We start from the raw sequence: 25,712 nt of genomic DNA on the forward strand, positions 1-25,712 counted from the left end.
AATCAATCAGTAAAAATCCACACAAGTTGTTCTTCATATTCTCTTAATGATCTTCTTCATGCTTCGTCAGCATCAAGCTAGGTCGGCTATATTACTCTCTATCTCCAGAAAGTCAACTGTGATTTCAAATTATTTTCTAAACCTACCTTCTAAAACCCAACTTAATCAATTCAACCAAGTCATTGTTTTATCAGAAGTTTTAATCTTCATCACCGCCGATGGATGTGCATTCTACAGCATTTAACAACCAACACAACCCCTTTTTTTAATCTTTGTGTTCGGATGGGTGTTTTTTCCTCAAATCCACCCTTTTTTTGGCTTTTTTATCTATTTTTTAAGCATAATGAGCGCAGGTTGGCTCGATTTACTGGATAATTTATTTTCTTTATCGATTTCCTGCCACTTTAAAGGACGGCAATCGATATATTCACAATAGCCACTTTCACCTTGGTATGTTTGCCCATTCAGTTGTATTTGGTAGCTAAAACTTCCTACATAACCTGCTGCCAAACCAAATTTATAATCTCCCCGACTTTGGGCTTGGATATTGATAGAAATATTTTCATCTTGATATTGCCACTCAAACTCTCTAGGCAAATACATTTCTTGTTGATTTACAGTTTTAACTTTAGGAAAAACACGCTGAATATTGAATACCACTTGCCGATCAAACATTTTGGCCTCAAGTGTCTGGATATTACGCATATAGATACGGGACTGTAAAACATTATTCATTTGATCGCAGCTATAGACGCAAATGATTTGAAGTTCGTCACTTAATTGAATCAATTGATAAGTATAAAGCGCATAAGGAAGGTATGGAAAATTCACCATGCGCATATATTCAAATGCTGCATATTGTTGAATAGCATATTTTTGATCTTTGTATTGAATACAACCTTCGCAATGCGCAACCAAAGACCAATGCTCAGCAAAACCAAACTTCAAGTGAATGAAATGTGAAACCAAAGGCAACGTGGTTATTTTTAAATCAAAACTCAATTCACTATCCTGTCTTTGCATGACAAAATTTGGAATTTTCCCAAAGACCTGTTCTTTTTGACCAAACTCAAATTTTACTTTGCACTGATCATCGATTTGAAACTGGCAATCGTGTTGAATGGAATATGTACTTAACTGCCCCACCATATGCGCACTGGTACTGGCCAATAAAGTAGCTGTATCTAAAGCTGTGGTGAGGATTTCATTTTGATTGCAAAAAACAGAATTATTCGGCTGTCCAATCAAACTAAAAAAATTGAGATAGTGCAAGGGTGCAGGGAGATTAACCAGAACCAGCTTCTGGTGGGTAATTTTATATTTATCTTTGGATGGATGATAAAAAAGTTCAATCGGCTCTTGAGCTTGATTCAGTTGTTTAGACTGATCTAAGAAATCTTGAAACAAACGCATATCAAGCTCCTGACCTTAAGTTTTATTTTATATTTTATTCAAGGCTATTCTTTCTTGCCAAAAATGTGGTTACAAAACCAGAAATAGCATAGATAATTGAAATCACCAAGATGCCTACAGGAATATTATAAGTCATTGCAGCAAGGATAAATACAGCGATCGGCAATACAAAGAAAGGGACCCTTTTACGATCCACGGTTTTAAATGAATAATATTTAATATTGGAAATCATCAGTAAACCAACCGCAATGATGACAAAAGCATTCGTTGCCTGAATAGCACTATCTTTAAGATCAAAAATATATCTGAAATCTTGCCCAACCCAAACCCATGCAATAATAATGATCGCAGCCAATGGACTGGCAACACCAATAAAATAACGTTTATCGACCACACCAATTTGCACATTGAAACGTGCTAAACGAAATGCAGCACAGGCTGTGTAAACAAAACAAGCTGCCAAACCGATTCGACCTAAATCATGCATACTCCAGCTATACATCAAAATAGCAGGTGCGACACCAAATGCCAGTAAGTCCGAGAGTGAATCAAATTGCTCACCAAAAGCACTTTGAGCCCCGATCGCACGCGCCACACGACCATCCAGACCATCAAATAATGCTGCAAGGAAAATGGCATAAATCGCTTGGGTAAAATCACCATTCATGCTGGCTATGATTGAATAGAAACCCGATAACAACGCTGAAGTTGTAATTAAGTTTGGCCACAAATAGATTCCGCGACGTTTTACTTTTTGACCTTCATGGGTATGCTCTTCCTCTTCAACCTCAAAAGTGATGCCATCGAATCCAAGGTCCTGGCTCGAAGAGTTTGGGCTTTCTGGTTTATTTATATTTGTCATTGTTGAATCCTATCTATGGCTCTTATTTTGGAGCGGTTGATATCTCACCTAAGATTTTATCACATTCATTTCTAAGTGAAATTGATGCGAATTACTCAAATTATTTCGTCATAATTTGTAATTCGCATCATTTTTCTAGCTATCGCTATAAATGAATTACTCGCCCACCAACCAACGTACTGCTGCATGTCCACCATTTTCGCTCATACGTAAATGAGGGAATAACCATTGTAGTGCTTCATCAGCATCTTCAGAGAATTTCCATGGTGGATTGATGACCAACAATCCACAGCCATTTAAGCCGACAGGGGTATCATCAGGCCATACACAAACTTCGCAAATCAACTGACGACGGATGCCCGTTTTGATCATTTTTTTTTCAAAACGCTCAATCATGGCACGATCTTTGATTGGATACCAAATTGCAAATACCCCCGTAGACCATTTTTTATGGGCAGCAGCAATTAATTCAACCAACTGTGGAAAATCTTTACGTTCAAGCTCATACGGTGGATCAATCATGACCAAACCACGCTTTTCTTTCGGTGGAATTACCCCTAAAAGACCTTCATATGCATCACGTTCATGTAAACCCGCACGTTTATCGCGAATATTGAAATACAATTGTTGAAACACATCACGCTGCATTTCAAAAATGGTCGCTTTATCTATATCTCGCATTGCTTCAAGTGCGAACCAGGGTGAACCTGGATAAGCGCCTTTTCCAGCACCTGCTCGCATATCTTCAACCACTTTCAGATATTGTTTTACACCTTCTGGGGCATTACGCTTAATTGAATCATCAAGCTTAACGAGCCTGTGAATACCTGTCAGGAACTCACCTGATTTTTGCGCTTCTGATGTGGATAAATCGTATTTGCCCGCACCACCATGTGTATCGATATAACGATATGGTTTGTCTTTAGTATTTAGACGTGTCAATAGTTGAAGCAATAACACATGTTTCATGACGTCGGCAAAGTTGCCTGCATGGAAATGGTGACGGTAATTCATGTTTCGATTAATTCCTGAGTTCAATGGTTATTTTAACACGAAAAAATATTTCTTCACTGCCCATCGTTTGTTCTAATATAGCGACAGCCCTTCAAACACTATTTTTTTGGTCATTTATGGAAGCTCTTTCTCTCCCAAAGTCATGGAATGTTGATCGAATTCTTGATGATTTAGATCAACATGGATTTACCGTTATTGACCATGCATACCCAGCAGACTATGTACAACAACTGATTAAAGAGTGTACTGAAAATCTAAATCGTTTCCGTGATGCAGCAATTCAAAATGGTGTAATCAGCAAGATTCGCAGTGATCATATTTTATGGATCAACAAGGATTTAGAAATTGCTCAACATCATATCCACACGCTTCAGCAACTCTCTCAAATTTTCAATGCTGCATTTTATATGGGAATTAAAGAGGTTGAAGCACATTTTGCGTGCTATAACGCAGGCGAGTTTTACGCCTTGCATCGAGATAATCCTCAAGGCAAAAATGGTCGTATGATTTCTACAGTCTATTATTTGCATGATGAATGGCAGGATGACTGGGGGGGCAAATTACATTTACTAGACAAAAACAATGTATGGCATATTTTAGAACCCAAACCTAATCGAATCGCCTTGTTCCAAAGTGACTTATTACATGAAGTCCTTGAAGCTAAACATCAACGACTTTCAATTACCGCATGGCTCAGAAGTGACTCTCATATCCTGTAAATTGTTTAGTTTGTTTAGTCCAAAGATCAGCCATATTGCCGGTTATTTGGGTTATAAAAGCTTGTAGGCTTATTGAATAGATTTCGACATTTTGGTCTTGAGTGTTCAATAGTGCAACGCTCTATCTCAAATCCATCAGCTTTAAATTATTGAAATAGACCTCATAATAGAGTGTAGAAATTAAGAGGATTCAGCATATGTTTGATAATACAAAACAAATCATCTCGCGAATTGGTGAAACTGATCAATTGTATTTGTCAGGCAATACCCCTGAACTTGCACTTGAACGTGGTGATCTACGTTTACAGTTAGTCACGCAAAGTCATTCAAAGCAGGAACAAATTCACTTCCTACAAGAAGCGATTGTATTACTTGAAACTGCGCGTTTGGAATACGAAGAAATGCCAATGTCATTGTACATACAGCTTTCTTTGCATTTGGCCAAAGCCTATATGATTTACTTTGAACTGACCAAAGAATCGCGTTACGCCTTGATCACTCAACAAATTTTAAAACCGATGACGCAACATGAGCATGCTGATATTTACTTTATGTTGGCTTATGCCTGTGTAAGTAAGCAAGATTTTGCCTTAACCCGTCATTGGTTAAATAAATATATCAAAACCGCAGATTTTGATTTAGCGCTACTTCGACAACATCATGCTTTCAAACCTGTCAGAAATGAAGCCTGGTTTAGTCAAATGATTCAAAATAAATTGCACTAAGCATTGGGTCTATGGTCATTCATGACATGATATAAAATCGCAACCCTCCAAAAGAAAAGATGGCTATTGTAGCCATCTTTTTGTTGCGCTTGGGAAAAGTTAAAAGCTTTAAGCTGTTTGTAGTTTATATGCATCTAAATGGAGTTGCTGGTTTAACTCATCAATCCAAATTGCCCAATCATCATCTTGCACCAAATGACTGATTAATAAATCACGCTGAGATTTGTTCCAAAATGGCGCTTCATGCAATGAAACATTTGCAGGCAGCTGATGGGTACGCACATAAAGTTCAATCGCTGCTGCACTATTGGCTAAACCCAGTTGAGAAAACAGTAACTCTAAGGATGGTTTGTTCGTCCTGAGCATATCGCCCTCCTTATATAAGTTTATTTGTCATTAGATATACAATTAACTTATAAGAAAGACCTGATAAAAGATAGTTTCAATTTTAGTTTTCTTGTTTCAAATTGTGATTAAAAATCAATCAAAATATGCTTTAACGCACATTGTCGCATTGTACTGTGCCGGATTTAACCAATAAAAAAGCACTCTAAATAGAGTGCTTTTCAAAATTCATCTGAAACAGATTAAATTTTTAATTATTTAAGCATATCCGCAATTGCAGCACGCTCTTCTTCAAGTTCTTGAAGGGTTTTGTCCATACGTTCACGGCTGAATGCATCAATTTCTAAGCCTTCAACACGTTTGTATTCGCCATTTTCACAAGTTACTGGAACACCGTAGATTACGCCTTCAGGAATACCATAAGAACCGTCTGAAGGAATACCCATAGTTACCCATTCGCCATTTGTGCCTAACGCCCAATCACGCATATGGTCGATTGCAGCATTTGCAGCAGAAGCAGCAGAAGAAAGACCACGTGCTTCAATGATCGCAGCACCACGTTTACCAACTGTTGGAAGGAATACATTTGCATTCCAGTCAGCATCGTTGATTTTGTCTTTCAAGTTTTCACCATTTGCAGTTGCAAAACGGTAGTCAGCATACATTGTTGGAGAGTGGTTGCCCCAAACTGTAAGATTTTTGATGTCCGCTACAGCAACACCAGCTTTTTGAGCAATTTGAGTTAACGCACGGTTGTGGTCGAGACGCAACATTGCAGTAAAGTTTTTCGCCGGAAGGTCTGGAGCAGATTTCATTGCGATATAAGCATTTGTATTTGCAGGGTTACCTACAACAAGAACTTTTACATCACGGCTTGCTACTTCATTAAGTGCTTGACCTTGACCAATGAAGATTTCACCGTTCACTTTCAACAAGTCAGCACGTTCCATACCAGGACCACGTGGACGTGAACCAACCAATAACGCGTAGTCAGCATCTTTAAATGCAACTTTTGGATCATCAGTACCGATCATGCCAGCCAATAATGGGAAAGCACAGTCATCTAATTCCATCATTACGCCTTTAAGCGCAGCTTGAGCTTTCTCAAATGGAACTTCTAACAATTGCAAAATAACGGGTTGGTCTTTACCAAGCATTTCACCGCTAGCAATACGGAATAATAAGCTGTAACCGATTTGACCAGCTGCGCCAGTAACGGCAACGCGAACAGGTTGCTTCATGTAATTATCTCCAATGAGGATCGTTAATGTGATTAAACGGTTAAATCCGTTTTAATCGAATTATCATAAACGGCAAAGATTGTACTCCAATCCTTTGACACTTGCATGTAAAAGAGAATGAATTTCAACAAAAGTATGATAGGAAATATAAATAAAATATCTCAAAAAGAATGGGTTCTATCGACAATTCAGCTGTGTGGGTGACTATATCTGCTTTTTAGCGATAACAAGACCCGTAATATGAAATACCCACAGCGACTAGTATGTCCCTTTGATGGAGAATGTATTTGGACAATTTGAAACAATATGATTCGAGCATTGTTTGTACTGCCCATTGACCCGATAACACACTTGAACTTCAGTTAATACAGGATTTGATGATGAACTCTGACAAGTAAAGCGAATACTATCGTTGTTCATTCCCGGGTTTAATCTCACAAATTGTGTTTTTAAGGCATTATGCTGAACGCTTTTACTTTCTGAACTGGTTAAATCTGCAGGAATTTTAAGCCGATCAGCCAAATTGATAACTGTTCTAAAATACTGACTGGCATTCATCGGTACACAACCGCCCACACTCCGCCAGAGCTGGATACGGGCATTTTCCTCTGGCATTACTCGTGCAACAACTTTTGCCTGTAATGGCGTTAAACTGGCAGAACTATTGGTTGTGCAATTGCGTTCAGTTGTTTCAGGCAATAAACCCGAAATGGTCAATGAATAGCCTTCCAGACACTTACGTTGCCTTTGCTTTGACGAATCTAATGCACAAACCGCTGGCGTCAATTGCACCTGCATCACATAACCTTGTAATTGCGGTGCTGCATGTAACGGCACATTGACCAAAAAAAATCCTGCACAGCATACGGTCAATGCTATGCAAAACTTCTTTAATTTACGCAAGATATTGAAAATCATTGATTTACCAACAAAGTTTCATCCAAGTTCAAAGCGATTATTGCGATACACGAGTTGGAATCACAGGCATACGACTTTCAATGGCTTGAGGTCCTTGCCCTAATAAAATTCCATAATGCGCAGCATTGGTCATCACATTTTTTACATAGTCACGAGTCTCATTCAAAGGAATAGACTCCGTATACTGATCTGCTGAAAGATTTTGATAATCAGGTTGCCAACGCTTAGCACGATTTGGTCCTGCGTTATAACCTGCTGTTGCCAACACAGGGTTACTACTTAATTGCCCATGAATCATCGACAGATAGAAAGTACCATAACGAATATTGGTATTGGCATCACTGAGTGCAGCCGGATTATACGTTTCACCCATCTGTCTCGCCACTAATTTTGCCGTGCCTGGCATGATCTGCATTAAACCGCCTGCGCCAACATGTGAACGGGCAGCTGTAACAAAACGACTCTCTTGGCGCATTAAACCGTATGCCCAAGCAGGATCAATCCCTGCATTCCGGCTGTGACTTACGACTAGAGATTGATGTGGCGTTGCATAACGATAGGTATAGTTATGCTTTTTCTCTGTACGTTCAGCGGCATAGATTGCTCGATCATACCACCCCATATCTGTTGCACGTTTTGCTGCAGCAAGCAGCAATCCATCGTCATGCTTCAAGTATGCCTGACGTACTGCCCAATTCCATTCTCTATTGGTATAGGTTGCCGGTGCATTGATATTGCGTAAAGTAAACGCGCGACGGAAATGAATATCGCTATTTAAACGTTGTTGATCGTCTGTCGAGGGCTGCTCTCTTGCGGGGCTATCATTATATTTTTGCCCCAAATGATCTTTAGCAAGTAGATTGTGATAGTCATCACCCGACATTGCCAAACGCTGGTAAATCTCTCGTGCCGCTCTTTTCGATTGCGCATCATTACGTTGTTCAGACGCACGAGCCAACCAATATTGCCAACGATCTTCTTGCTTCTGCGTTACGCTCATACTGTCAATCGCACGAATTACACTTTCCCACGAACCAAATCGTATCGCTTGGCGTGCATAAACTTCAGCTTCTTCAGCGCTAAAAGGCACACCATAACTGGCATCAAAATTTTGCAACACTTCACGATTAAAATTATTTTTCATGACGGTTGTGCCACCAATATAGCCCACCGTACGATAAAGATATTTTTGCACATCTTCAGGCACACCTTGAACCAACCTGGGCACAGACTGTAAAGCACTGGTTAAATCCGTATCTGCGGCACGTCCCAATGCATAAACCAAATAAGCATAATCTTGCACATTCGTTTTCGGCGCTGACCATAAGTAGTTGAGCGGATTCGCTTGAATCTGGTTCATTTGCGTTAATGATAAATTAATACCGATTGATTGGGCTGTCGCAATCGCTAGACCAGATTGCCCTGCTCTTAATTGTGCATAAAGGCGTTGTTGACGATCTTGCGTAGTCATGAGTGGGCTAGACAGCATCATGCGCCCCAAACCATTACATGACTCAGGTTGAGTGTTGGTTGCAAGCCAAACATCTTTAAACTCTGCAAAAACCAATGAATCCCCAGTTTTGGCACGAACTTGAGCAACGGCACAACGTTCTGCCTGATCTGGATTTGTTACATATTGCAATACAGGTTGGGCACTTGAAAAGTCAGCTTGTTTGACTTTTTCTTCGACATAATCTGCTGCCAACTTTTCAGCCATTGCCGATTGTGGGTAGCGCTGTGCAAAACTAATAATATTGCCAGCAGGTTGAAAAGCAAGATTAGCATTCAGCATCCAATATTCAGGATAATAACCTAAAGCATCATTTTGCATTGAAACCCGGTACTGTTCTAAAGCACTCGCATTATTCGCATTACGCAAAGCATCATTGAACTGCTCTTCAGCCGCATAAGCCACTTGCAGACTTGTGCATGCAACTGCGCCTAAAAGATAAAGTTTTAATTTATTTTGCTTAAGTTGCTGCTTTAACACCGTTTTTCTCTCAACCTGCATGATGTGCCTTGACTTGCTGATGCACTTATTTGTGCCTAGTTTAATTATTCTAATCCATTTCTACTGTTGTGTTATGTAACCTTATGATTCATCATTAATAATCTATCCCTTTTTTTGATTTTTTTGTTTACGCCCTCTCCCTTGTTGCTAACATACCAATCTTGCTTAAATATTTCCCTGAATCCCATTTAAATGCTGTAAAATAGCGCGCCTTTTGTGAGTCTGTTAAAATAACAAACTCAATGCGAATTTTAAATTCCCTTTATTCATAGGATAGACCCCTCCATGACGGTTCAAACCTTCATTCCAAATGGTGCCAAAGCTGCCTCAGAAAACACTGTAACCCAGCCACAGCACACCCCAGCCGACGGTACAGTTAAAAAACTGTATATCGAAACGCAAGGGTGTCAGATGAATGAGTATGACAGTCACCGTATGGCAGATCTTTTAGGCGACTCACATGGTTATGTGCTCACAAGCGATCCAAGTGATGCAGATATTCTACTGATGAATACCTGTTCAATCCGTGAAAAAGCGCAAGAAAAAGTATTTTCTGAATTAGGACGCTGGCGCAAACTCAAAGAAAAAAATCCTGATCTTGTGATTGGTGTTGGTGGTTGTGTGGCTTCACAAGAAGGCGACAACATCCAAAAACGTGCGCCTTATGTGGATATGGTTTTTGGTCCACAAACTTTGCACCGTTTACCGCAAATGTTGGATCAACACGTTGATCAAATCGAAAAACCCAAAAAAGATAAAATCAAGCTGGTAGATATTTCATTCCCAGATATTGAAAAGTTCGACTTTTTGCCTGAACCGCGCGTAGAGGGCTACAAAGCATTCGTTTCAATCATGGAAGGCTGTTCGAAATATTGTTCATTTTGCGTAGTTCCCTATACACGTGGCGAAGAAGTATCTCGTCCTCTGGATGATGTCTTGGCAGAAATTGCAGGTTTGGCTGAAAAAGGTGTGCGTGAAATTAGCCTGTTGGGTCAAAATGTGAATGGCTATCGTGGTGAGACTTTTGAAGGCGAAATTTGCACATTCGCAGATTTATTGCGTCTTGTTGCAGAAATTCCAGGTATTGGTCGCTTACGTTATACCACCTCACATCCGCTCGAGTTTAATGATGATTTGATCCAGTGTTATCGCGACTTACCACAAATGGTTTCACATTTGCATTTACCGGTGCAAAGTGGCTCAAATGATGTGTTACAAGCGATGAAACGTAACCACACCATTGATGTTTATATCGAAAAAATTGCCAAACTTCGTAAAGTTCGCCCTGACATGCATTTATCTTCAGATTTCATCATTGGTTTCCCAGGGGAAACGGATGCTCATTTTGAAGAGACCTATCAGTTTATCCAAGATCTAGACTTTGACCATTCTTATAGTTTTGTTTATTCAAAACGCCCCGGTACACCTGCGTCTGAATTACCCGATGATACAACTGACGAAGTAAAAAAAGAACGTTTAGCCAAAGTTCAACATTGGATTAAACAGTCCAGTATCCGTAAAACAGATGCCATGTTAGGTACCATTCAGCGCGTTTTGGTTGAAAATGTATCTAACAAAGATCCGAATTTATTGGTGGGTACAGCCGACAATACACGTTTAGTAACATTTGTAGGTGATGCCTCTTGGGTCGGACGCTTTGCAGAGATTGAGATTACGGAGATTAAGACCTTAAATTTAGTTTACGGAGAACTCTTGAATCTTGAGCCTGACGTGGCGTAATGTAAGGGTATAGACTTTACTTTTAAAAAGGATATCTCTTGACTGCAGCGATTCGACGTACAGTAGCTTTTCCAGGTATTTCTGTTGAACGTTTAAAAAGCATGCTGGGTGCTTATAACGGTCATATGAAACAAATCGAACAACGTTTAAATGTCAGTATTTCACACCGTGGTGACAGCTTTTATATTGATGGTGAATTAGAGGCAGTTGAGAGAGCAGAGGGTTTATTGCAGCGCTTGCATGCAGAAGCCGAACTCTCTCAAGAAATCAGTGCTGATACCATCCATTTAATGATTCAAGGCAGTCAAACTGACCGTGAGTTACAAGAAGACCTTTCGGACAATGAGCATACAGGCTTAGATGAAGTCTGGCTGCAAACCCGTAAAGGTCGAATCAATCCTCGTGGTGCCAATCAAAAGCGTTATGTACAACGCATTTTGCAAAGTGATATTTCTTTCGGGATTGGTCCAGCTGGTACAGGGAAAACCTATCTCGCCGTTGCTGCCGCTGTCGACATGCTCGAACGCAACGAGATTCAGCGTATTCTTTTGGTTCGCCCTGCTGTAGAAGCCGGTGAAAAACTGGGCTTTCTACCCGGTGATTTAAGTCAAAAGATCGACCCTTATTTGCGCCCACTCTACGATGCTCTCTACGAGATGCTTGGCTTTGAAAAAGTTGCTAAACTGATTGAACGTCAAGTCATTGAAGTAGCACCGCTTGCCTATATGCGTGGTCGAACGTTAAACCATTCATTCGTGATTTTAGATGAAGCGCAGAACACCACACCAGAACAGATGAAAATGTTTTTGACACGTTTAGGTTTTGGCTCCCGTGCAGTCATCACTGGTGATATTACACAGGTCGATTTACCGCGAGGACAACAGTCTGGTCTCGCACATGCCTTACGTATCATCGAAAAAATCAAAGAAATCCATATTACTCGCTTCCACTCTCGTGATGTGGTTCGTCATCAGTTGGTACAAAAGATTGTCGAAGCCTATGAAGGATGGGACAGTGAGCAATACCGTTTAAGTGCTGAAGCGCGTGCTGAACGCAAAGCACGTCAAGAAGCCTTAATTGCTGAAAACGATTCTGCGGCAGATGCTCAACATCAAGATGCAACTGCCCCAAATCAGGAAAATGTTTAAGGACTGTTTTTGAAACTTAGCTTATCGTTACAACAATCGTTTGAAGCACCTGCTCTGGTGCTCAAACGTGCCTATTTAAAGAAAGTCATTGAGACCACTTTACGTCATATCGAAGTTGATCAAAATTGTGAAATTGGAATCGCTTGCGTAGATCATGACGAAAGCCATCAGTTGAACTTTGAATATCGTAAAAAAGACAAACCTACCAATGTGCTGTCTTTTCCAAGTGATATCCCTGAAGAGGTCCTACCTCTGTTGGATGCATTACCTTTAGGTGATTTAATCATCTGTATCCCGGTGGTATTGCAAGAAGCCATCGAGCAGCAAAAAACACCGATTGAACATTTTACCCATATGTTGGTTCATGGAACATTGCATTTGATGGGCTATGATCATGAAACTTCAGATCAAGATGCTGAAGAGATGGAAACATTGGAAATCGAGATCTTAAACAAACTTGGCTTCGAAAATCCCTATACTGAAAAAGAAGATTGATGTTCAATCAAAATCAAGTCCCTCTCACGAGAGGGATTTTTTAATTCATCAAAGCAATCCTCATCAGGATATTTAAGTTTTCAGACCCGGCTATTATCGAAAACTTTCCCATATCCCGATCTGCCCTTCTTTTACGCGTGGAATATTGCCCAATTTAATCCAAGGCATGTTCTCTCCATGAAAATCACTCCCGACTGAAACCTTGAGACCATGTTCTGCAATCATTCGATCAACCATTTGGCGTGTAGAAGCACTTTCAATCGCAGGTGGAAGTTCCACCGCATCGCCACCATGTTGAGCGAATAATTCAATTAAAAAACGAATATTGGTTGCAGATAAATCATAGCGTGTTGGATGTGCCAATACCGCGAAGCCCTGACTTTCATGAATCACCTGAATGGTTTCTGCCAAACCTAAACCATCAAACTTCACATAAGCTTTCTTGCCTTCCTTGATATATTTATCAAATGCTTGCTGGGCACGCTGTACAATGCCTTTTTCAACCAGAGTCTTGGCAATATGCGTGCGTGTAATTCGATCAGGCTCTCCATCTACTTTTGCCACAACATCGGCATAAATATCTTGTTGAATCAAAGGAATCAATAAATCACAGATTTCCTTTGCCCGCTCAGCCCGAATCTTTTTCTGCGCAGTTAAAAGCTGTTGCAGTGGTTCAGGATTTTGCATATTGAGTGCAACAATATGCACACCATAGCTCTTTTTTGTGGCAGGTCTAGACCACTGACTCGAGATTTCTACACCTGAAATGATTTGAATTGGTTGATTTTTTGCAAATTGTTCAGCTTGTATTAAGCCATCCATGCTATCGTGGTCCGTCAATGCAAGCGTGTGTATGCCTTTCTCGATGGCAGCTTCAACCAGCAATGCAGGGGTTAAAGTTCCATCAGAAATATTACTGTGAGTATGTAAATCTATGCCTTGCATCTTTTATACTATCCCATCAACCTGAACAGACTAGATACTTTAACATGAAAGCACTTTTAGACTTTGTGCCCCTCATAATTTTCTTTTATTTATACAAAACGGTTGATCCTAAAGATGTAGATCATCCCTTACTCCAGTTGATCGGCTCAACAGGTGGTGTAAATAACAATAACATTCTCGTCGCAACAACAGGTTTGATTATTTCAATGCTTGTTGTCTATGGTGCGTTGTTTATTTCACAAAAGTTCCGCTTAGATAAACAACAATGGTTTGTTTTGTTCATGACGGTGATTTTTGGGGGAATCACTTTAATGTTAAGTGATGACTTCTATATTCGCTTAAAAGCTGCGATTTTAAATTTAGTTTTTGCAGGCGCTTTCTTACTTTCACCTTATTTTGGTAAAGATAAAAAACCACTCATTCAACGATTATTTGGTCCTGTTTTAGAGCTGACTGAAAAAGGGTGGAAAAATTTAAACTTTGCTTGGGCAGCAATGTTCATTGTGATGTCAGGTTTACATGTCTTCTTTGCTTTTTTATTTGCAGGTGGCAAATATTGGGGAGAATTTACAGCATTTGGTGACATGATTGTGATGTTTTCCTTTATCATTATCCAGTTTGTTATATTACGAAAACACTTCAAGTCAGGCGACGAATAAAGTGTTTTAGAAAAATTGAGAAATATCATGCCATTATTTGTAATTACGTGTACTGATCAAGAAGGTACAGTAGAAAAACGTCTTGCTATACGTCCACAGCATTTGGCTCGACTAGAAAAATTAGATGCAGAAGGTCGCGTTATTGTTGCTGGAGCGATGCCTGTTGATCGTGAAAATCCACAGGCAGGTTTTTATGGCAGTACGATGATTCTTGATTTTGACAGCCGTGAGGCTCTAGATGAATGGTTACAAGACGAACCTTTCCTTAAAGAAGGAATTTATCGTCATATCGATGTTAAGCCATTCAATAAAGCCTTACCTAAGGGATAACAAAATGCGCGTTGTCGTCCAAAGCTTACTTCGTCTGACTTTAAGTTCTACGATACTGCTCTCCCCTATGTTATGGGCAGAGCCAACACAGGCACCCACAACTCAAGCAACGGCAGCAGCGCCTTCCTCTCAGGCGAATCCAACTGTCGCGCCTCCTAAACCGAATATTATTCCTGCTGTTGCTGGTGCAAATGCCACGACTCAGACCCAAGCACAGGCGCAAGAAAATAAACCTTTAACAGCAGAACAAATCGTTAAAGAAAAAGCATCCCAAGAAGCTAGAGTCAAGGCTTTAGTCAAAGACCAGGCAACACGTTTACAGCAGCTTGAAAAAGCCAATTTAGAAGCATTGGCGCAAAACCAAGAACTGCAGCTGAAAAATGATAATCTTGGTGTACAAGTTCAAGTCTTACAAAGCGAACAAAGTGCGCAAATGTTTTTATATGGTGCAGCAACGATTGCCGTTGGGGTATTACTTGGCTTTTTAATTGCAAGTTATATCTACACCAAACGTCGTCGCCAGTGGTAAATTATTGACCTGATACGTTTTGCTCAAATATTTCCAATATCATCAGATAGATCACGAGATAAAATCCTGATCAAAATCTTATTACAGTAACTTTTGATATTTGCGTTTTGGGCAAAATAGTTCATTTCGATTGTATGCTGGTTTTAAACAAGACTCTCAAGCTACAGGGTATTTTTGACAGCCATGGTGTTCGTTTTTTAATTAAATCAGTCCATTGCGTTTATAATCAAACTCTCAACGATCAAGTCGATATGCCATCGATTGTCGTAAAATTGAGCCATTAAAATATTCATGATCTAAAAGATCAACTCCTAGCAATTCAACTTTAAAAAGGTAATCTACGTTGTCAAATGCCATTCAAACTGCCGATCTAGATTGGCAATGCATTGATGGAATTGAAGTTCCAATTTCTAAACAATTTAGTGATGTCTATTTTTCAAAAGATAATGGACTGCTTGAAACACGACACGTATTTTTAAATGGTAATGATCTTGCAACACGCCTTGCAGCGTTGTGTGACTTTGAATATTTTTGTGTAGGTGAGACAGGTTTTGGTACCGGACTCAATATTTTAGCGCTATGGCAACTTTGGCAACAGGTACGCCCTGATAATCACAGCCACTTACATGTGATCAGTGTAGAAAAGTTCCCGCTGTCTAAACCAGATTTAAGCCGTGCTTTAGCGGTCTGGACGGAACTCGATGTTTTTTCACAGCAATTAATTGAACAATATCCATTGCCGATCGCAGGATGTCATCGTTTAAACTTTCCCGAATCACGGTTTTCAATTGATCTTTGGTTAGGTGATGCGCATGATGTTTTTCCCGTTATTGCCAAAACACACCCCGTTAATGCATGGTTTCTAGATGGTTTTGCACCTTCCTGCAATCCTGACATGTGGGAAGCCAATGTGTTAAATCATCTCATCAGACTTTCTGATCCTGGGACTACATTTGCCTCGTTCAGTGTTGCAGGTGTATTGAAACGCGGTTTAACAGAACATGGCATCAGCATTTCGCGACCACGTGGTTTTGGACATAAACGCGAGATGTTAAAAGCTGTTTGGAATGCATCTGAAGATTTTTCCATTCAGCGTATAGAACAAGACTATCGACAGCATCCATCGCAATCTTCCAATCAACGTCAAATTGCAATTATCGGAGCAGGAATTGCAGGATTAAGTTGTGCATGGGGTTTTGCCCAACGCGGACATCAAGTCACGATTTATGAGCAATCAGCCCCCTTAGCAGGTGCATCAGGTAACCCTTTGGCCCTACTCAATCCCAAACTCAGCCCGATTGAACAGAGTGCAGAACATTTAATGACTTTGTCTTGGCAACATGCACTTCGTCATTATCGAAATTTTAACGCGTTTCGTCCGATTGCCGTTCAGCAACTCGCACAAAAAAATCCTGATGAATTACTTCAATTAGCGAATGAATATCCTCAAAATTTACTTAAAGCGCAAACCGCGGAACAACTTGATCTGCACACTCAATTCAAAAGTTTACAGCTGACTCAAGCAGGTTCAGTCTATCCACAGCAACTCAAAGATCAAATTCTTGAACATCCTCTGATTCAGTTAAAATATGCAAAAATCGAAAACATTACTCAATCAAATGTTCATCGATTGACCTTATGCGATCATCAGCACAGCCATCTGGGCGATTTTGATCATGTGATTGTTTGCTGTGCCAAAAACAGCCGGCAATTTTTTGAACACTTTCCCATTCTCAAACCGATCCGCGGACAAGTGAGCTGGCTCAACAACAGTTCAAATAAACTCAATCCCAAACATGCTTATAGCTATGGTGGTTATTGCATGCAGCTTGATGACCAACAATTGATTCTGGGTGCTTCTTTCTATCCACAACGGGAAGATAGTGAAGTATTGACTGAAGACCATGTGCATAACTATGATCTTATCCACAGTGTATTTCCACAATATGCAGAAACACTCCTGCCAGTAGAGCAATGGCATGGTCGTGCTTCAGTACGTGCACAAAGTCTGGATTATTTTCCTTTACTTGGAAAAGTTGATAACGATAAAGAAATTTATACTTTTTCAGGACTGGGTTCTAAAGGCTTTTTATTTGCACCGCTGTGTAGTGAAGTTTTAATTGCCATGATTTTAAACGAAGCTTGCCCTGTGCCGGAAATGCTTTTGAAAAAATTGGATGTCAAACGCTTCAATAAAAAAGAAAAAACCAAAAAGCCATACTTCAAATCAAAATAATGCTGATCAATCTATAGGTTTACTGGAAATAAAAAAGCGCCTTTCGGCGCTTTTTTACGAACCTTGTTCCAATGGTAAGCCTGCATCACGTGCAGCGCGAGTACCGCCCATAAGCACGACATAATCGCGAGAACCATCTAGACTTTCTAATTTTTCAGCAGCACGAGGTGCCTTACTTCCACCACCACATAATATGTAGATGGACTGATCCGAATTCACTTGAGTCAAAATCTCTGCATTTAGGCTATCGATGGGCTGATTTACAGCACCTTTCACATGACCTTCGGCAAAGGCTTTTGCGTCACGAACATCCCAGATTACGGCATTTTCTGGGAACTCAAATGTTGTAATTTCTAATTTACGGATCATTGTGCACTCCTTTGATGTAAACAACACTTGGCAAATGAAGAAAACATCCCTAGCATCTCAGATATTCTTTCTATTTGTAAAGGTCTAAACTATGCCATCTTTCGATATTGTTTCAGAATTAGAGATTTTTGAAGTCAATCATGCTGTTCAAAACACCCAAAAAGAAATCGCAACACGCTTTGATTTCCGCGGTCAGGATGTTTCTATCGAAATCAATGAAAAAGCCAAAGAGATTAAAATCTCAACTGAAAGTGATTTCCAATGTGAGCAGGTTTACAGCATGCTTGAAAATCATTTCTTTAAACGTAAAGTAGATATTCAGGCACTTGATCCTCAAAAAATGACCGCTTCCGGTAAAAATGTTGTTCAAGTGATCAAACTCAAAGATGGACTTGACTCAGATACCGCAAAAAAAATTAATAAAGCCATTAAAGAAAGTGGTGTCAAAGTGCAATCTTCTATCCAAGGTGACAAGATCCGTGTAACGGATAAAAAGCGCGATACTTTACAGCAAGTTATGGCTTTTTTAAAAGAACAACAGTTCGGTGTACCTTTACAATTTAATAACTTCAAAGACTAAGCTCTTTAACAGCCCTTATAGGTTACGACATGACTCAGACCAATCGTTTATCTAAACTTGTAAAAGCGACTTCTAAATTCCCGAAAGGCATTCGTAGTACGCTCTGGAGTAAAGCCTTTGGTCGGGTTGTTCCTATGGTAGGCACCGCCAACATCAAATACTTGGAAGTCAGCCATTCAAAAGTTGTGGTGGAAATCAAGAACCATCGCGCTATGCAAAATCATATCGGTCAACTACATGCTGTGGCGATGGCATTAATTGCAGAAACAGCAACAGGCTTTGTGACAGGAATGAATGTTCCTGATAGCTCAATTGTATTGATCAAAAGTATGCATATTGACTATAAACGTCCATCTAAAGGTGATATGACAGCAACAGCAACCCTAAGTCCTGAACAGATTTTAGAAATGCAAACTTCTGAAAAGGGTGAAACGCTAGTTCCAGTTACGATTATGGATGAATCTGGAAAAGAGCCTGTAGAATGCCAAATGGTTTGGGCATGGGTATCTAAAGATCGCCTGAAAAATAAGTAAATGTAAATAAAACTTACTGTTCAGTAAGTATAGAATTTACTAAATTCCCCCGAACGAAAGACGATTAATCACTATATTCATCAATATTTACTCATCAAGATGATGTTTGAACATCATCTTGAAATATTGAGAATAATCATGAAACCCAATACCCCTCATAAATTAATTGTACTGTCTGTCATACTGGGCCCTGTTTTATTTTTTACAGCATGCGCTCAAAATCAAGTCTCAGCTGATCTTAAAAACAATTCGACATCTGTGATTGCAACTCAACAGGCGCAAAAAAACAAAGCCATTGTGACTGATTTTTATGAAGGTGTGTTTCAGAAACATCAAGTCAAAACCTATGCTGATCGTTATATTGGTGATCAATATATTCAACACAATCCACGTGTTCCTGATGGCAAAGCTCCATTTGTAAATTACTTTACACAATATTTCCAAGACAATCCTGAAGCAAAAAGCGTCATTAAACGAGCAGTTGCTGAAGGAGATTTAGTTTTCTTGCACGTACACTCAACACTGAATACACAAGATCGTGGGGTTGCGATCATCGATATTTTTAGACTCGAAAAAGGCAAAATTGTTGAACACTGGGATGTACGGCAACCTGTTCCTGAGACAAGTGTCAATCAAAACACCATGTTTTAAAACAGCGGCTCTATTTCCGAGGCTATAAAAAAATCCCAAACATGTTGGGATTTTTTTTATAGTCATTAGGCCGTTTGTGATGCGAGATGCTTTTGTTTTACATCCTCAGGAATTTGCCGTTTATTGCCTGTAACGTCTACAGCAACAAAAGTAAACACACCTGCTGTCACACGTTTGGCAGCGCGAGAGCTGTCGTGACTATCCCACACTTCAATCTGCATTTGAATTGAAGTATTGCCTACTTTTAAAATCTTGGTATAACAACTAATCACGTCACCAACTTTCACTGGAACAAGGAAAGTCATCTGATTAATTGAAATCGTTGCACAACGCCCCTTGCTAAAACGTTCTGCATGAATTGCGCCAGCCAAGTCCATTTGTGAAACAATCCAACCACCAAAAACATCTCCACTCCAGTTTGTATCCGCTGGCATGGCAATCGTTTGTAAAGACAGTGTACCTTCAGGTTTTACATGAGAATCTGACACAATAACTCCGAGCCCGTGAATTACTTAAGGGCATTCAATTGTTGATCTAACCATTCTTGTATTTGGTTAGCCCGTAACGCACCGCTAATTCTAGCAACTTCTGTAGTTTTATTCATTAAAACCAAGGTTGGAATGCTTCGAATGTTAAATGCACTGCTCAATCGGGGATTCGCTTCTGTATCAATTTTGGCAAAAACCACATTGGAATTACTCCCTGCCACTTGCGCAAAATGAGGCGCCATCATTTTGCATGGACCACACCATTCAGCCCATAAGTCAATCAGAATAGGCAGGTCACTATGACTCACAAAATTGCTAAAATTCTGTTCATTCAATTCAATTGGAGCAAGAGGTATAAGATTTTGATGGCATTGCCCACAACTCGGCTGCGCATTCAACTTATCTTCAGGAACACGGTTTTTTGCGCCACATGATGGACATACAATGATCATCTAGCTTACTCCTATATGTTGGTGTAAAAAGTCTAATTGGGTCAAAATTGCTTTTTCCAACCATTTCCCGTGATAAATATCAAAATGTGCCATATCCCACTCATGATATTGCACAAAAGGTGCGATATTTGTTGCCGTTTCACGACTGGATTCTATCGGAATAAAACTGTCTTTTTTAGATGCAATAAACAACACTGGAATATTTATACGTCTTACCGTCTGAATCGGTCTAAAACGAATTAAATTAAAGAAAACACGTGCAGGAACTTCGCCACTCCAAAAATAGTCCGGATGTACAATCGACATGTAACCATGGTAGCTGTCTTTGGTCGGAATAAAACATAAATCAAAGGGATGCACCACAGGCAGAGTTCTAGGAAGCATTCCTACCTTTGCGCCCATATAATCTTGACTGGATATTTTTAAAGCTTTAGGTAATTGTTGAATCGGGAATGATTTTGCCGTTTCCGCACCGTCTACATAAGGCACTTGCACCATGATCGCTTGAACATTTTTCATTTCGCTGGCAAGACTCAGTACATAGCCACCACTCAGCGATGTTCCCCACAATACAATTTTCTTAGAATTTATTTTCTTTTGCGTTGCCACATAATTAACAACCGTTTTCCAATCTTCCATCTGATTTTGCAAAGAAATAAGTTCACGGGGAAAGCCTGTACTCCCCCCCCAAAAGCGATAGTCAAACAACACAACAGCATAACCAGCTTGGGCAAATTTTTGTGCATATGCAATCAATTTGAATTGTCTAAGACAAGCAAAGCCATGTGCCATAATGATTACAGCAGGTTTCTTTAAATTTTTAGGACGATAAAAATCTGCGGCTATAACTTCTTGCCCGATGGGGACATACAGTGGTTCAACTGTATATGCGTACATACACACTCCATTGCGTTATCTTTTATAGATATTTCTTTTATAAATCTTTTGTAGTCCAAACTCAGTTCTGAGCTTAATGCTATTATATATAGCATATTTGATTCTAAATAATATAGGAGTGACAAAATGAGTGAAAATGTTGGTTTCGCAGGTCAAATTGGTCCAGAACATATTGCTCAAGTTGCAGAAAAGGGGTTTAAGTCTGTGATCAATAACCGCCCTGATTTAGAGGGTGGCCCAGAACAGCCTACCAGTGCACAAATCGAAGAAGCAGCACGTGCCGCGGGATTAGATTATGTATTTTTACCTGTGGTTGCAGGTCAGATTACAGAAGTAGATGTGAGAACGTTTGCAAACCGTTTTAATGAGCTTCCAAAGCCAGTCCTTATGTTCTGTCGTACAGGCAATCGTTCAAATAATCTTTACCAGATTGCCAAACAAATGGACTTATTAGACGACGAATAATAATCGTTTCACTAAGATAAATATCGTTGAGAAGCATTGCGTATTGATAGATTGTCGAACGTAAATAATCATAAAAAAGCCGTTCTATAGCGCCAAGCCTTAGAACGGCTTAATTCATCATATTGATTCAAAAAGAAAAAATCCATCACATAAAATGTGATATGTTAATTTAGAAAAATAACTGAAATGGATATAAAACAAACTATGGAATTTGTTGTTTTTGATCTAGATGGGACACTTCTCTCAACAGACTCTACAAGAGTCTGGTTAATGAAACAATTAAAATCACATCCTCTCAGGTTTATTGGGGCAATTTCTATTATGCCTATAGCGCTTCCTCTAATGAAAGTTAAGAAATATAAGTCTATTGGAGCTTCATTTTTTTTATGGATCGCGACATTCGGGCTGAATAGAAATCAACTGATAGAAAGGTTCAAAATCTTCTCGACTGAAGTTAATAGTTCTTCTAATACAAATTTATATTGGTTTGATGAAGGTATTTCTGAATTAAAAAGACATTTAAAAGCTGATCGAAAAATCATCATAGTGACTGCAGCACCAGAACTTCTAACACAAGAATTGTTCAAAACTTTAGGTTTAAATATAAATGTTATTGGGACACCACTAAAAAATAAAATGGGGGGATGGATTAGTGGAATCCATTGTAGGCACGAAGAAAAACTTAAACGATTAAAGCTTCTTGGTATAAATCCACCATGGTTAGCAACATATACTGATGATATTGAAGAAGATTATCCGATTTTAATAAATAGTCAGCACCCTTATTTAATTAATAGTGAGAAGCAAAGAAAATTAAATAACGCACTTAAAAATCTTCATTATTTAGAATGGAATTAACTTAAGTCTGTGTGAAACCCCACCTAATTCCGAGTCGATCCAATACAACAGATTTCAGGCTAAACAATAGCTTTTAGACCTAACTCAATTCAAAAAAGTATCATGAATTATTTTTTTCTTGATTTCATATCAGTAGTTTGCACAAATCAAAATGACAAATATAAGGTAAATCTCAACCTTGTATTGGGTTGAAATATCAAGAACATTCTTTTTAAATGCCTTTTACTCACACGAATACCATAAGCTTTGACAATTTATTTATATTTATTTGATTCTAAATTTAGCTACAATTTCCCCTGAGCGATCAACTTAATCAGGTTGTCGTCTTATCCATTCTGAAATAGTGATATGACATAATCACAGCTTTCACGCTATGATCATTTAGATCATATTTTTTCCCATTCAATAATAAAAGGATTCCTCAATGCAACAGGCTTTATTCGGTGGTGGCTGTTTTTGGTGTACAGAAGCCGTTTTTTTACAGCTTAAAGGTGTTCAAAAGGTCGTAAGCGGTTATGCTGGCGGGCATACAACCCATCCTACCTATGAGTCGATTTGCAATGGAGATACCAATCATGCTGAAGTGATTTTGATTGATTTCAATGAACAGCAAATCAGTTATCAGCAACTGCTCACTGTATTTTTTGCGATACATGACCCTACCACGTTAAACCGTCAAGGCAATGATATTGGTACACAGTACCGTTCTGTCATTTATTACTTCAATGATCAGCAAAAGGTTGAGTCTGAAAGCTTTATTGAACAGCTCAAAGCGGACGGGCTGAATATAGTTACAGAGTTAAGCCCTGCTCCAACGTTCTATCCTGCAGAAGAATATCATCAAAATTTCTTTGCCCGTAATCCTGCGCAGGGATATTGTAATTTTGCCATTCCACCAAAGTTACTTAAATTACACAGTCAATTCCAGGACTTGCTCAAAGATTAAGTTTTTTTAAATTTAGAGGATTTAAATCCGTATAAAAAAACCTCCCATCAGGGAGGTTTCAAAAACTTTTTAAATATCTTAATTTTGGTTAATTATCACTCATAAATGCAAGATCATTGAGTCCTGCCTCACTTGCACGCGACATTACTTGTGCAACAGTGTCATAACGCGATTCTTTATCAGCTCTTAACTGAACAGCGGGTTTAACAGGTTTCTGTCCAGCTTCATCAAATCGTTTCGATAATTCATCTAAAGTGATGATTTGATCATTCCAAGCCACTTCGCCTTGCTGATTAATACTAATCGTAATGGCTTCAGGAGGTGGAGCATTCACTTCAGCTGTGGTTTTCGGTAAAGTTAACGGTATCGATGGGTTAGCAACGGTTGCTGTCACCAAGAAGATGATCATCAATACCAACATAATATCGATCAGCGGAATGAGATTCATCTCATTCATGCCAGAATCGTTGTCTTCTCCCAGTTGAAAAGCCATTAAGCTTGACCTCCCACTAAACTTTTATTTGTCGCCTCAGCTTCAACTTTTTTCGTTGAAGATTCTTGCTGCAACATTGTATCAATCAATAGACCATGTGCCTGATCTTGTAATTCATTTGACAAAGTACGATTGAAACGCACACAAATGTTATATGCCAATACCGCAGGAATTGCGACTGCAAGACCAAGACCCGTCATGATCAACGCTTCACCAACAGGTGTTGCAACTTGAGCCAGACCCGCTTGACCGCTTTTACCGACAGCAACCAGAGCATGGAAAATCCCCCACACTGTACCAAACAAACCAACAAATGGTGCAAGTGAAGCAATCGTACCTAAAACAGAGACACCCTTTTCAGCACTGGCTTTTTCAACCGAGATTTGACGTAACAAAGCTTGTTCTGCAACTGCTTTACGCTGGTCAAAACTAAGTGGTGCAAGTTTTGCCTTTAATGCACTCAACGCTTGAGCGAGATGGTCTTGAGCAACCTGCTTGAGTTGACGCGTGCCTAAAATACGCAAAATGAACACAGTCCACGTTGCAATAGACATTGCCAATAACACGAAATACAGTGTTTTACTGACCGCATCAGCATGTTGCCAATAAACTGAAAAGTTCATATGCACATTTCCTAATTCTTAAAAAAAATCATTTTTTAGAGACTGACAACGCAAAATCCTGCCTAATTTTAAATGGTACACCAGTGCCATTTTCTTTGTAGGCTTTAAATTTTGCAGATTGTGTCTGTTTAACAACGTAACTGTCTAAACTTGAATTACCACTCGATTGGATAATACGGACATTGGTAATATTTCCATTTGCATCTGCAGTAATTTCTAAATTCACAACTTTTGTCCCATCTTCTGGTGACATCAGTTTAAGTAGCTGTTCTTTTGCAATTCGAGGACTGCGACTCCAAGATACCTGTCCGTCACTGACATTACGTGGCGTATTCCGTTGTTCTTGCTCACGACGCTGACGGTCACGTTCCTCTTGTTCACGCTTCTGTTGCTCCAAACGTTTTTGATCCTCTAAACGCTTTTGCTCATCTAGGCGTTTTTGATCTTCTAAACGCTTTTGATCCTCTAAACGCTTCTGGTCTTCCAGACGTTTTTGCTCTTCAAGCTTTCTTGCCCGATCATCATTTTCCACAGGTTTTTTCTGCTCAATGACTTTCGGCTTGACCACCGGTTTCGGTTCGACTTTCTTCTCTACCGGCTTTGGTTTAACTTTAGGCTTGATCTGTTCAACAGGAGGTGGAGGCGGTGGTGGAGCATCTTCTTTCAGCTTTAAAAATTTGATTTTTAAAGGTTCTTTCTTTATTTGAGGTAATTCAAAAGCCTTCATGTTGCTGATTCCCCACAATACACCAACATGTCCAACAACAACTGCCAAGACAGCAACAAGGACTTTTTTCTTCATCGGTGGTGGCGTTTGAAGTGGTGCAGAGGAAGACTGACTCATAAGAATCTAAATACCTAAAATTGAGTAAACTGTAAAACAATCAATTTACAGATTAAGCTCATCGGATAGAACAATTAAAGTGCAACAATCATAAATGAGAAGTGTTTTCATTTGCAACTGCTTTTTTTGCGTTTTTTATCGTTTTTACAAATAAAAAAATAAAAAGGGATGCATAAAACATCC

The 25,712-nt window shown here is 39.4% G+C and carries 30 protein-coding genes; 15 read left to right on the forward strand and 15 right to left on the reverse strand.

All coding sequences use genetic code 11. The features are described from left to right. Positions 1 to 327: 327 nt before the first annotated feature. The 3 genes from IMO47_RS00665 to rlmJ form a co-directional block, all read right to left on the reverse strand. Positions 328 to 1,413, reverse strand: a complete 1,086-nt coding sequence (locus tag IMO47_RS00665) for a DUF6670 family protein (RefSeq protein ID WP_196076700.1) — start codon at positions 1,411 to 1,413, stop codon at positions 328 to 330. 34 nt (positions 1,414 to 1,447) lie between these two features. After that, positions 1,448 to 2,275: a CDP-diacylglycerol--serine O-phosphatidyltransferase gene (gene pssA / locus IMO47_RS00670; RefSeq protein ID WP_196076699.1), complete on the reverse strand. Its 828-nt coding sequence runs from the start codon at positions 2,273 to 2,275 to the stop codon at positions 1,448 to 1,450. Between the two features lie 156 nt (positions 2,276 to 2,431). Next, positions 2,432 to 3,289 (reverse strand): 23S rRNA (adenine(2030)-N(6))-methyltransferase RlmJ, encoded by an 858-nt coding sequence (gene rlmJ / locus IMO47_RS00675; RefSeq protein ID WP_196076698.1) that lies wholly within the window; start codon positions 3,287 to 3,289, stop codon positions 2,432 to 2,434. 116 nt (positions 3,290 to 3,405) lie between these two features. On the opposite strand from rlmJ, the gene IMO47_RS00680 reads away from it, so the two are divergent. Next, entirely contained in the window at positions 3,406 to 4,008 is a 603-nt protein-coding gene (locus IMO47_RS00680) for a 2OG-Fe(II) oxygenase (RefSeq protein ID WP_196076697.1), read from the forward strand. A 197-nt stretch (positions 4,009 to 4,205) separates the two neighbouring features. Then, positions 4,206 to 4,733 (forward strand): hypothetical protein, encoded by a 528-nt coding sequence (locus tag IMO47_RS00685; RefSeq protein ID WP_196076696.1) that lies wholly within the window; start codon positions 4,206 to 4,208, stop codon positions 4,731 to 4,733. A 108-nt stretch (positions 4,734 to 4,841) separates the two neighbouring features. Here the strand turns inward: IMO47_RS00685 and IMO47_RS00690 are convergent, their stop codons facing one another. From IMO47_RS00690 to IMO47_RS00705, 4 genes are all read right to left on the reverse strand, one after another. Continuing rightward, positions 4,842 to 5,099, reverse strand: a complete 258-nt coding sequence (locus IMO47_RS00690) for a DUF2789 family protein (protein WP_196076695.1) — start codon at positions 5,097 to 5,099, stop codon at positions 4,842 to 4,844. 233 nt (positions 5,100 to 5,332) lie between these two features. Next, positions 5,333 to 6,319, reverse strand: a complete 987-nt coding sequence (locus IMO47_RS00695; protein WP_004826724.1) for a malate dehydrogenase — start codon at positions 6,317 to 6,319, stop codon at positions 5,333 to 5,335. A 258-nt stretch (positions 6,320 to 6,577) separates the two neighbouring features. After that, positions 6,578 to 7,237 carry a ribonuclease I gene (locus tag IMO47_RS00700; RefSeq protein WP_196076694.1) on the reverse strand — a complete coding sequence of 220 codons (660 nt, stop codon included), beginning with the start codon at positions 7,235 to 7,237 and terminating at the stop codon, positions 6,578 to 6,580. Between the two features lie 37 nt (positions 7,238 to 7,274). Next, the gene (locus IMO47_RS00705) at positions 7,275 to 9,248 is read right to left on the reverse strand and encodes a lytic transglycosylase domain-containing protein (protein ID WP_196076693.1); all 1,974 of its coding nucleotides are present in this window, start codon (positions 9,246 to 9,248) and stop codon (positions 7,275 to 7,277) included. Positions 9,249 to 9,533: 285 nt separating this feature from the next. Here IMO47_RS00705 and miaB point away from each other — a divergent pair, with 285 nt between their 5' ends. From miaB to ybeY, 3 genes are read left to right on the forward strand one after another with little or no spacing between them, the layout of a single operon-like run. Then, complete coding sequence (gene miaB / locus IMO47_RS00710) at positions 9,534 to 10,988, forward strand: tRNA (N6-isopentenyl adenosine(37)-C2)-methylthiotransferase MiaB (RefSeq protein WP_196076692.1); 1,455 nt, start codon at positions 9,534 to 9,536, stop codon at positions 10,986 to 10,988. 38 nt (positions 10,989 to 11,026) lie between these two features. Continuing rightward, positions 11,027 to 12,136: a PhoH family protein gene (locus tag IMO47_RS00715; protein ID WP_196076691.1), complete on the forward strand. Its 1,110-nt coding sequence runs from the start codon at positions 11,027 to 11,029 to the stop codon at positions 12,134 to 12,136. 9 nt (positions 12,137 to 12,145) lie between these two features. Next, positions 12,146 to 12,631 (forward strand): rRNA maturation RNase YbeY, encoded by a 486-nt coding sequence (gene ybeY, locus IMO47_RS00720; RefSeq protein WP_196076690.1) that lies wholly within the window; start codon positions 12,146 to 12,148, stop codon positions 12,629 to 12,631. A gap of 93 nt (positions 12,632 to 12,724) precedes the next feature. Here the strand turns inward: ybeY and IMO47_RS00725 are convergent, their stop codons facing one another. Continuing rightward, on the reverse strand, positions 12,725 to 13,576 hold the full coding sequence (locus IMO47_RS00725; RefSeq protein ID WP_196076689.1) for a PHP domain-containing protein: 852 nt from the start codon (positions 13,574 to 13,576) through the stop codon (positions 12,725 to 12,727). A gap of 44 nt (positions 13,577 to 13,620) precedes the next feature. Here IMO47_RS00725 and IMO47_RS00730 point away from each other — a divergent pair, with 44 nt between their 5' ends. From IMO47_RS00730 to mnmC, 4 genes are all read left to right on the forward strand, one after another. Next, positions 13,621 to 14,235: an inner membrane-spanning protein YciB gene (locus IMO47_RS00730; RefSeq protein ID WP_196076688.1), complete on the forward strand. Its 615-nt coding sequence runs from the start codon at positions 13,621 to 13,623 to the stop codon at positions 14,233 to 14,235. A gap of 27 nt (positions 14,236 to 14,262) precedes the next feature. After that, positions 14,263 to 14,565 carry a YciI family protein gene (locus tag IMO47_RS00735; RefSeq protein ID WP_196076687.1) on the forward strand — a complete coding sequence of 101 codons (303 nt, stop codon included), beginning with the start codon at positions 14,263 to 14,265 and terminating at the stop codon, positions 14,563 to 14,565. Positions 14,566 to 14,569: 4 nt separating this feature from the next. Further along, entirely contained in the window at positions 14,570 to 15,094 is a 525-nt protein-coding gene (locus IMO47_RS00740; protein ID WP_196076686.1) for a hypothetical protein, read from the forward strand. A gap of 343 nt (positions 15,095 to 15,437) precedes the next feature. Continuing rightward, positions 15,438 to 17,330, forward strand: coding sequence for an FAD-dependent 5-carboxymethylaminomethyl-2-thiouridine(34) oxidoreductase MnmC (gene mnmC, locus IMO47_RS00745; RefSeq protein WP_196076685.1), 1,893 nt, complete (start codon positions 15,438 to 15,440; stop codon positions 17,328 to 17,330). Between the two features lie 54 nt (positions 17,331 to 17,384). Here the strand turns inward: mnmC and IMO47_RS00750 are convergent, their stop codons facing one another. Further along, positions 17,385 to 17,699, reverse strand: coding sequence for a rhodanese-like domain-containing protein (locus IMO47_RS00750; RefSeq protein ID WP_196076684.1), 315 nt, complete (start codon positions 17,697 to 17,699; stop codon positions 17,385 to 17,387). Between the two features lie 91 nt (positions 17,700 to 17,790). Between IMO47_RS00750 and IMO47_RS00755 the strand changes: the two genes are divergently transcribed. The 3 genes from IMO47_RS00755 to IMO47_RS00765 all read left to right on the forward strand — a co-directional run bounded on the left by IMO47_RS00755 (position 17,791) and on the right by IMO47_RS00765 (position 19,463). Beyond that, the gene (locus tag IMO47_RS00755; protein WP_058968125.1) at positions 17,791 to 18,279 is read left to right on the forward strand and encodes a YajQ family cyclic di-GMP-binding protein; all 489 of its coding nucleotides are present in this window, start codon (positions 17,791 to 17,793) and stop codon (positions 18,277 to 18,279) included. A 29-nt stretch (positions 18,280 to 18,308) separates the two neighbouring features. Next, a complete protein-coding gene (locus IMO47_RS00760; RefSeq protein ID WP_196076683.1) occupies positions 18,309 to 18,812 on the forward strand; it encodes a DUF4442 domain-containing protein in 504 nt (167 codons plus the stop codon). A 138-nt stretch (positions 18,813 to 18,950) separates the two neighbouring features. Continuing rightward, positions 18,951 to 19,463 carry a nuclear transport factor 2 family protein gene (locus tag IMO47_RS00765; protein ID WP_196076682.1) on the forward strand — a complete coding sequence of 171 codons (513 nt, stop codon included), beginning with the start codon at positions 18,951 to 18,953 and terminating at the stop codon, positions 19,461 to 19,463. A 65-nt stretch (positions 19,464 to 19,528) separates the two neighbouring features. Here the strand turns inward: IMO47_RS00765 and IMO47_RS00770 are convergent, their stop codons facing one another. Genes IMO47_RS00770 through IMO47_RS00780 form a run of 3 tightly spaced genes read right to left on the reverse strand, consistent with a single transcriptional unit; the run spans position 19,529 to position 21,300 of the window. Beyond that, positions 19,529 to 19,951, reverse strand: a complete 423-nt coding sequence (locus tag IMO47_RS00770) for an acyl-CoA thioesterase (RefSeq protein WP_196076681.1) — start codon at positions 19,949 to 19,951, stop codon at positions 19,529 to 19,531. 20 nt (positions 19,952 to 19,971) lie between these two features. Further along, positions 19,972 to 20,403, reverse strand: a complete 432-nt coding sequence (gene trxC / locus IMO47_RS00775; protein WP_196076680.1) for a thioredoxin TrxC — start codon at positions 20,401 to 20,403, stop codon at positions 19,972 to 19,974. Next, on the reverse strand, positions 20,404 to 21,300 hold the full coding sequence (locus IMO47_RS00780) for an alpha/beta hydrolase (RefSeq protein WP_196076679.1): 897 nt from the start codon (positions 21,298 to 21,300) through the stop codon (positions 20,404 to 20,406). It lies immediately after the preceding gene. Between the two features lie 126 nt (positions 21,301 to 21,426). Between IMO47_RS00780 and IMO47_RS00785 the strand changes: the two genes are divergently transcribed. From IMO47_RS00785 to msrA, 3 genes are all read left to right on the forward strand, one after another. After that, complete coding sequence (locus tag IMO47_RS00785) at positions 21,427 to 21,765, forward strand: TIGR01244 family sulfur transferase (protein WP_042085020.1); 339 nt, start codon at positions 21,427 to 21,429, stop codon at positions 21,763 to 21,765. A gap of 204 nt (positions 21,766 to 21,969) precedes the next feature. Then, positions 21,970 to 22,623, forward strand: coding sequence for a haloacid dehalogenase-like hydrolase (locus tag IMO47_RS00790; RefSeq protein ID WP_196074494.1), 654 nt, complete (start codon positions 21,970 to 21,972; stop codon positions 22,621 to 22,623). A gap of 424 nt (positions 22,624 to 23,047) precedes the next feature. Next, entirely contained in the window at positions 23,048 to 23,569 is a 522-nt protein-coding gene (gene msrA / locus IMO47_RS00795; protein ID WP_196074491.1) for a peptide-methionine (S)-S-oxide reductase MsrA, read from the forward strand. 88 nt (positions 23,570 to 23,657) lie between these two features. Here the strand turns inward: msrA and IMO47_RS00800 are convergent, their stop codons facing one another. Genes IMO47_RS00800 through IMO47_RS00810 form a run of 3 tightly spaced genes read right to left on the reverse strand, consistent with a single transcriptional unit; the run spans position 23,658 to position 25,529 of the window. Then, positions 23,658 to 24,062 (reverse strand): biopolymer transporter ExbD, encoded by a 405-nt coding sequence (locus IMO47_RS00800; RefSeq protein ID WP_196074490.1) that lies wholly within the window; start codon positions 24,060 to 24,062, stop codon positions 23,658 to 23,660. Beyond that, positions 24,062 to 24,685 (reverse strand): MotA/TolQ/ExbB proton channel family protein, encoded by a 624-nt coding sequence (locus IMO47_RS00805; RefSeq protein ID WP_196074489.1) that lies wholly within the window; start codon positions 24,683 to 24,685, stop codon positions 24,062 to 24,064. Before IMO47_RS00805 ends, IMO47_RS00800 begins: the two co-directional genes overlap by 1 nt. Before the next feature lie 28 nt (positions 24,686 to 24,713). After that, positions 24,714 to 25,529 (reverse strand): energy transducer TonB, encoded by an 816-nt coding sequence (locus IMO47_RS00810; RefSeq protein ID WP_196074488.1) that lies wholly within the window; start codon positions 25,527 to 25,529, stop codon positions 24,714 to 24,716. Positions 25,530 to 25,712: the final 183 nt, after the last annotated feature.

It is taken from the genome of Acinetobacter sp. Res13-Abat-PEC15-P4-01 (assembly GCF_015676285.1).
Classification (GTDB): domain Bacteria; phylum Pseudomonadota; class Gammaproteobacteria; order Pseudomonadales; family Moraxellaceae; genus Acinetobacter; species Acinetobacter nematophilus.